This window comes from Mycobacterium sp. (assembly GCF_036488105.1).
Taxonomy (GTDB): Bacteria; Actinomycetota; Actinomycetes; order Mycobacteriales; family Mycobacteriaceae; genus Mycobacterium.
Genome location: NZ_DASXHW010000435.1, coordinates 1 through 7,287, shown reverse-complemented (window position 1 = coordinate 7,287; position 7,287 = coordinate 1). Strand labels below are relative to the sequence as shown.

The window sequence follows — 7,287 nt, the reverse complement described above, 5'->3', positions numbered from 1 at the left end:
CGGGCGTTGTTCACCACCTGGATCACCGCCCCGCCGCCCGACGTCGACGTGCTGGTGACTGCGGTACTGGATGGTGCAATCAGCTACCTGAGCTCGGGCGCAACGGAATTCGCGGCCGTAGCCAAGACGGTGCTGGAGCTGGGCGAGCGGTATCCCGGCGACGCCGGCGTGCTGGCCGCGCTGCTGCTCAACCGGATCACACTCGGTCCCGGCGAGGGGATCTTCTTGTCGGCCGGCAACCTGCACGCCTACCTGCGCGGCGTCGGCCTAGAGGTAATGGCCAACTCCGACAACGTATTACGGGGTGGCCTGACCCCCAAGCACGTCGACGTTCCCGAGCTGCTGCGGGTCCTGAACTTCAACCCCACCACCGAATCTCAACTGCGTGCCCAGACGCATCCGGATGGACTGGCGTCGTTCTACGACACGCCTACCGCCGAGTTCGCGGCGTCCATGCTCACGTTGGGTGACGACCAGATCGGCCACGAAGTCGATGCGCCGTCGCGCCACGACGGTCCGCAGATCCTGCTGTGCGTCGAGGGTGCCACGGCGGTGCACGGCAAGGGCGGGGCGCTGACGCTCACTCGTGGCGCCGCCGCCTGGGTGGCCGCCGACGACGGTCCCATCCGGCTGGTCGCGCACGAGTCGACGAAGATCTTCCGGACTACCCTCGGCCTGTGATCAGTGCGGCGCCAGCGCGCCGCGGCGTTCCGGCCGGCCAGCTCGACGCTCGGCGCGCCAGAGTCGCATGTTGTGCCGAATAGTACGGCCGACCAGCCTCGCCGACGGGACCATGTAAAGGCTGTCCAGTAACGAGAACCGGCGCAAGAACCATTCGGCCAGAACAGGATCGGTCTCGGCGGCGCCGAGGAACTGGTCGAACAGACTGCCCACCGGGCCGAACCACCACGGCTTGTCCCCGGTCGCGTGGTGGAAGGTGAGGTCGCCGATCGCCGTCATCGTCCAGACCGGATACGTCGACTTGGCGGTGGCCCGATTCACCCGGCGCACCAGGTCCTCGCCCGCACCGGCGGCCAGCGCTCGGCGCAGGTGACCGGCCTGCAGCGAGGTCATCGTCATGCCCTGGCCGTACGTAGGGTCGAAACTGGCCACCGCGTCGCCCAACGGGAGAATCCCGGCCGGAAACCGCTCCAGCTCGTGGTACCGGCGCCACCGGCTGACGGGGTAGCGGTGGAAAGCCACCTCGCCGACGGGTTCGGCCTGCTGCAGCGCGGTGGCGATTCGTTCGGGGAGCAGCGCGTTAGCCAGCGCCAGCATTTCGGGAAAGGTATGCGGCGGTTCGACTTTCGCGACGCCAAAGGTTGTCAGTGTCCAGGTGCCATCCTCGTAGCCGAGTAAGCCCAGCCCGAGTGGCTGCTCCCGCGACGCGCCGGCAACGATCACCCGCTCACGGATCGCGCCCTCGGGAAGCCGAAGCTGGTGCGACGCATAGCCGATGCCCACGTCGACCGTCTTCTCGGGCGGACGCTGAAATCCCCACTGCTCCAGCCACACCGGCAGCCGGGTGCCGCGGCCGGCCGCGTCGACGACCAGGTCGGCGGCGAGGAAGTCGGGCTCGCCGGCGTCGCTGTCCAGCAACACCCCGGTCACCCGCTGCGCATCGAAGTCGAAGCGTGGTTGGGCCACCGAGCGGTGTTGGATCTCGACGTTGGCGAGCTCGCGTACCCGGCGCCGGATCTGCCACTCCAGCTGCGGGCGGCTGGGCACGTAGGCGGTGAACTGATCGCGCAGTGTGTGCCCGGTGCCGAGCACGTGGCCGGCCGCGCCGAAGTGGATGCAGTCCGGGCGGTTCTCCAGGATGGGGACGCCGGCGGCCACCATGGCGTCGAGCAGACCGGGGAACAAGCCGTCGAATTCCATCGCGCCGCGTGCCATCAGCAGATGAACGTGACGGCCCTGCGGGACGGCGGTGCGGTTGCTGGGGGTGGCCGGCAGCTCGTCGCGCTCGAACACCGTTACCCGGTCGTAGAAGTCGGACAGCACCCGCGCCGCGCACAATCCGGCGATGCTGGCGCCGATAACTACGGCATGCCGCCGGGAATTCTCCCCACCCATCTAGCCACCGTACTCGGTACTGTCCGGGTCAATGGCTGATCGCTGGCGCACCAAGTCGATCGAACAATCGATTGCCGATACCGACGACCCGGATACCCAGCTGCGCAAGGATTTGAGCTGGTGGCACCTCTGCGTGTTCGGGGTGTCGGTGGTGATCGGAGCCGGCATTTTCACCGTCACCGCTTCTACCGCGGGTGACATCACCGGGCCCGCGATCTGGATCTCATTTCTCATCGCGGCGATCACCTGCGGGCTGGCCGCGCTGTGTTACGCCGAATTCGCGTCGATGCTGCCCGTGGCGGGAAGCGCCTACACATTCTCCTACGCCACCTTCGGCGAATTCGTGGCCTGGACCATCGGCTGGAACCTCGTGCTGGAACTGGCGATCGGCGGCGCCGTCGTCGCCAAAGGCTGGTCCAGTTACCTGCAAACGGTACTCGGATTCTCCAGTGCCACAGTCAATGTCGGGCCGCTCGCGCTGGACTGGGGTGCGCTGGTGATCGTTGGGGTGGTGGCCACCCTGATCGCGCTGGGCACCAAGTTGTCGTCGCAATTCTCGATGGTGGTCACCGCGATCAAGGTTGCGGTGGTGGTGCTGGTGATCGTCGTCGGCGCGTTCTACGTCAAGGCCGCGAACTACTCGCCGTTCATCCCGCCGCGCGAGGGCGGCAACGCCGGCGGCGGGGTCGACCAGTCGTTGCTGTCGCTGCTCACCGGCGCGCACGGCAGCCACTACGGCTGGTACGGCGTGCTCGCCGGGGCCTCGATCGTGTTCTTCGCGTTCATCGGATTCGACATCGTGGCGACGATGGCCGAGGAGACCAAGAACCCGCAGCGCGACGTCCCGCGGGGGATCTTGGCGACGCTGGGCATCGTGACCGTGCTCTACGTGGCGGTGTCAGTGGTGCTGTCCGGCATGGTCTCCTACACGCAGCTGAAGACCACCCCCGACGGCCACCACGCCAACCTCGCCACCGCCTTCGCCGCGAATGGCGTGCAGTGGGCCTCCGGGATCATCTCCGTCGGCGCGCTGGCCGGCCTGACCACTGTGGTCATGGTGCTTCTGCTCGGTGGATGCCGGGTGCTGTTCGCCATGGCCCGCGACGGGTTATTGCCGCGGCGGTTGGCCAAGACCGGTTCGCACGGCACTCCGGTGCGCGTCACCGTGCTGGTCGCGTTGCTGGTCGGCGCCACTGCCTCGGCGTTTCCGGCGGACAAGCTCGAGGAAATGGTCAACGTCGGCACCTTGTTCGCGTTCCTGCTGGTGTCCGCCGGCGTCATCGTGCTGCGACGCAGCCGTCCGGACCTGCCGCGCGGATTTCGCGCGCCGATGGTGCCGCTGCTGCCGATCACCTCGGTGGGCGCGTGTGTCTGGCTGATGGTCAACCTGACCGTCGTCACCTGGATTCGATTCGGCGTGTGGATGGCCGCGGGGGTTTTCATCTACCTGGGCTACGGACACCGGAAATCGGTTCTGGCCAGGCGTGATGCCAGCGCGCGGGTAGGCGATTGACGCCAGCGCGGCCGTAGCTGCTTTACAAACAACGGCTCTGTGTCTAGACAAAGGACGTAGGGCCAGCTATTGTCCAATCTCAAGGTGTTATGGCTCACAAGGAGGTTGGCAATATGACCGCGGCATTAGGTCCGAACGCAAGGGTTTGGCAGGACAAGAAGCGCTACATGTGGCTGATGGGACTGATCGTCCCGACGCTGCTGCTGACGATCCTGCCGTTCGTCTGGGCGATGAATCAGGCCGGCTGGCAGACCGCATCACAGGTGCTGTTCTGGATCGGACCGATCCTGCTCTATGTCCTGCTGCCGGCCCTTGACCTGCGGTTCGGAGCCGACGGCCAGAACCCTCCCGACGAGGTGATGGAGTGGCTGGAAAACGACAAGTACTACCGCTACTGCACTTACGCCTTCATCCCGTTCCAGTTCGTCAGCCTGATTCTCGGCGCGTACCTGTTCACCGCGTCGAACCTGAGCTGGCTGGGGTACGAGGGGCCGTTGAGCTGGCCGGCCAAGATCGGCCTCGCGTTGTCGGTGGGCGCGCTGGGCGGCGTCGGCATCAACACCGCTCATGAGATGGGCCACAAGAAGGACTCGCTGGAGCGCTGGCTGTCCAAAATCACCCTCGCGCAGACCGGCTATGGCCACTTCTACATCGAGCACAACCGCGGCCACCACGTCCGGGTGGCGACACCGGAAGACCCCGCGTCGGCCCGATTCGGTGAGACGTTCTGGGAGTTCTTGCCGCGCAGCGTGGTTGGCAGTGCGAAGTCGGCGTGGCGGCTGGAGGCTCAGCGGGTGCGCCGGCAGGGCGGCAACCCGTGGAATCCCAAGACCTATCTGTCCAATGACGTCATCAATGCCTGGCTGATGACCGTGGTGCTGTGGGGGGCGCTGATCGCCGTGTTCGGCCCGGCGCTGATCCTGTTCCTGATTGTCCAGGCGGTCTTCGGCTTCAGCCTGCTGGAGTCGGTCAACTACCTCGAGCACTACGGCCTGCTGCGGCACAAGAACGACAGCGGCCGGTACGAGCGCTGCACGCCGGAGCACAGCTGGAACTCCGACCACATCGTCACGAACCTGTTCCTGTACCACCTGCAGCGGCACAGCGATCACCACGCCAACCCGACCCGGCGTTACCAGACGCTGCGCAGCATGGACGGGGCGCCGAACCTGCCGAGCGGTTACGCGGCGCTGATCGGGTTGACCTACTTCCCGCCGCTGTGGCGCAGGCTGATGGATCACCGGGTACTGGCGCACTACGGCGGCGACATCACCCGGGTCAACGTGCAACCGCGCCTACGCGAGAAGATGCTGGCCCGCTACGGAGCCGCGGCCTGATGGCCGCCACCGCTGCCCCGGCTGCGACTACGTCTACGACGAATCCAACGGCTCTGTGCGGGAAGGCCTTTGGGAGTCGCCCGCGGCGGGAACCCGGTGGGACGAACTTCCCGAGGACTGGGGCTGCCCGGACTGCGCCGCAGGCGAAAAGCCCGACTTCGAAATTCTGGAGGTAACGAAATGAGCTGCGATGAGCGCTTGCGCGAAGAGCGTCAGACCCCGTTCAAACTGTTCGTCTGCGTGCAGTGCGGCTTCGAGTACGACGAGGCCAAGGGGTGGCCGGAGGACGGCATCGCGGCCGGCACCCGCTGGGACGACATCCCTGAGGACTGGAGTTGCCCGGACTGCGGCGCCGCGAAGTCGGACTTCGAGATGGTGGAAGTCGCCCGCTCGTGACACCAATCAGCGCGACCACGTCGAGCGCCGCGATACACAGGAGTGGCGCAAGAAGCGTTAGGGTCGCGCGTATGCGAAGGGTCCCGTACGCCGAGGCGTCGCGGGCCCTTCTGCGTGATTCGGTGCTCGACGCGATGCGCGAACTACTGGGTAGTCGCGACTGGTCGGCGATCACGCTGGCCGATGTGGCCCGCACCGCGGGCATCAGCCGGCAGACCATCTACAACGAGTTCGGATCGCGGCACGGCCTGGCCCAGGGCTACGCGCTACGGCTGGCCGACCGTCTGGTGGATGCCGTCGAGGACGCCATCTACGCCAACGTCGGCGATGTGTATGCGGCCTTCCTGCAAGGCTTTCGGGCGTTTTTCGCCGACTCGGCGGCCGACCCGCTGGTGATATCGCTGCTGACCGGGGTGGCCAAACCCGACCTGCTGCAGATCATCACCACCGACAGCGGGCCCATCATCACGCACTGCTCGGCCCGCCTGACCTCGTCGTTCGTGCACAGCTGGATGCGCGCCAGCGAGGAAGACTCCGGAATGATCGCGCGCGCCATCGTCCGGCTGGCCATGAGCTACGTGTCGATGCCGCCCGAGGCCGACCACGACGTGGCCGCTGACCTGGCACGACTGATGACGCCGGCGGCCGAGCGTTATGGCGAGTTCCGGGAAGACTTCGACGCGGAGGCCCGGGGTGGTACCACCGGCGAGCCGGGCGAAGCCAACTAATAGGCTTGTCGAATCCGACTGACCTCAGATCGCGACCGAGAATACGCCGCGACTAATGTGTAACCAAGCTAATTAGTTGACCAGAGGAATGGGTAGTAGATGACGACGACCGAACAGCAGCTGACCCCCGACGTGGTGGACGGGCTCGATTTCAAGGTGGCCGACCTGTCGCTGGCCGACTACGGCCGCCGCGACATCGAACTCTCCGAGCAGGAGATGCCGGGTCTGATGTCGCTGCGCCGCGAATACCACGACGTCCAGCCGCTCAAGGGGGCCCGTATCTCGGGTTCGCTGCACATGACCGTGCAGACCGCGGTGCTGATCGAGACGCTCACCGCGCTGGGCGCCGAGGTCCGGTGGGCCTCCTGCAACATCTTCTCCACCCAGGACCACGCCGCCGCCGCGGTGGTCGTCGGCCCGCACGGCACCCCCGAGAAGCCGCAGGGTGTGCCGGTGTACGCGTGGAAGGGCGAGACCCTCGAGGAGTACTGGTGGGCCGCCGAGCAGGTTCTGACCTGGCCCGATGTTGATGGCACCGCCGCGCCCGCGAACCTGATCCTGGACGACGGTGGCGACGCCACCATGCTGGTACTGCGTGGCGCGCAGTACGAAAAGGCCGGCGTGGTGCCGCCCGACGACGAAGACGACTCGGCTGAGCACCGGGTGTTCCTGAGCTTGCTGCGCAAGCGTTTCGAGACCGACAAAGACAAGTGGACCAAGATCGCCGCGTCGATCAAGGGCGTGTCCGAGGAGACCACCACCGGCGTGCTGCGGCTCTACCAGTTCGCCGCCGCCGGCGACCTGGCCTTCCCGGCCATCAACGTCAACGACTCGGTGACCAAGTCGAAGTTCGACAACAAGTACGGCTGCCGCCACTCGCTGATCGACGGCATCAACCGCGGCACCGACGTGCTGATCGGCGGCAAGAAGGTGCTGATCTGCGGCTACGGCGATGTCGGCAAGGGCTGCGCGGAGTCGATGGCGGGCCAGGGCGCACGTGTTTCCGTCACCGAGATCGACCCGATCAACGCGCTGCAGGCTCTGATGGAGGGCTACGACGTCGAGACGGTCGAGGACGCGATTGGCGCGGCGGACATCGTCATCACCGCGACCGGCAACAAGGACATCATCACGCTGGCGCACATGAAGGCGATGAAGGACCAGGCGATCCTGGGCAATATCGGCCACTTCGACGACGAGATCCAGATGGCCAAGCTGGAGCGCTCGGGCGCCAGGC

Annotated in this window: 7 protein-coding genes and 1 pseudogene; 7 read left to right on the top strand and 1 reads right to left on the bottom strand. The window is 66.4% G+C overall.

Annotated features, from left to right (window positions below; translation table 11 throughout):
• Positions 1-681: pseudogene (locus VGH54_RS22905) on the top strand (mannose-6-phosphate isomerase, class I); the annotation flags it as partial.
• On the opposite strand, the gene VGH54_RS22900 reads toward VGH54_RS22905, so the two are convergent.
• Complete coding sequence (locus VGH54_RS22900) at positions 682-2,076, bottom strand: oxidoreductase (protein WP_331514392.1); 1,395 nt, start codon at positions 2,074-2,076, stop codon at positions 682-684.
• A 31-nt stretch (positions 2,077-2,107) separates the two neighbouring features.
• Between VGH54_RS22900 and VGH54_RS22895 the strand changes: the two genes are divergently transcribed.
• The 6 genes from VGH54_RS22895 to VGH54_RS22870 form a co-directional block, all read left to right on the top strand.
• Positions 2,108-3,589 carry an amino acid permease gene (locus VGH54_RS22895; RefSeq protein WP_331514390.1) on the top strand — a complete coding sequence of 494 codons (1,482 nt, stop codon included), beginning with the start codon at positions 2,108-2,110 and terminating at the stop codon, positions 3,587-3,589.
• A gap of 89 nt (positions 3,590-3,678) precedes the next feature.
• Complete coding sequence (locus tag VGH54_RS22890) at positions 3,679-4,926, top strand: alkane 1-monooxygenase (protein WP_414688774.1); 1,248 nt, start codon at positions 3,679-3,681, stop codon at positions 4,924-4,926.
• Positions 4,826-5,110: a rubredoxin gene (locus VGH54_RS30095; RefSeq protein WP_414688775.1), complete on the top strand. Its 285-nt coding sequence runs from the start codon at positions 4,826-4,828 to the stop codon at positions 5,108-5,110. Before VGH54_RS22890 ends, VGH54_RS30095 begins: the two co-directional genes overlap by 101 nt.
• Entirely contained in the window at positions 5,107-5,322 is a 216-nt protein-coding gene (locus VGH54_RS22880; protein ID WP_331514388.1) for a rubredoxin, read from the top strand. Before VGH54_RS30095 ends, VGH54_RS22880 begins: the two co-directional genes overlap by 4 nt.
• Positions 5,323-5,393: 71 nt before the next feature.
• Positions 5,394-6,050 carry a TetR/AcrR family transcriptional regulator gene (locus VGH54_RS22875; protein ID WP_331514387.1) on the top strand — a complete coding sequence of 219 codons (657 nt, stop codon included), beginning with the start codon at positions 5,394-5,396 and terminating at the stop codon, positions 6,048-6,050.
• Between the two features lie 99 nt (positions 6,051-6,149).
• On the top strand, positions 6,150-7,287 hold a 1,138-nt coding region (locus VGH54_RS22870; protein ID WP_331514386.1), incomplete at its 3' end, for an adenosylhomocysteinase.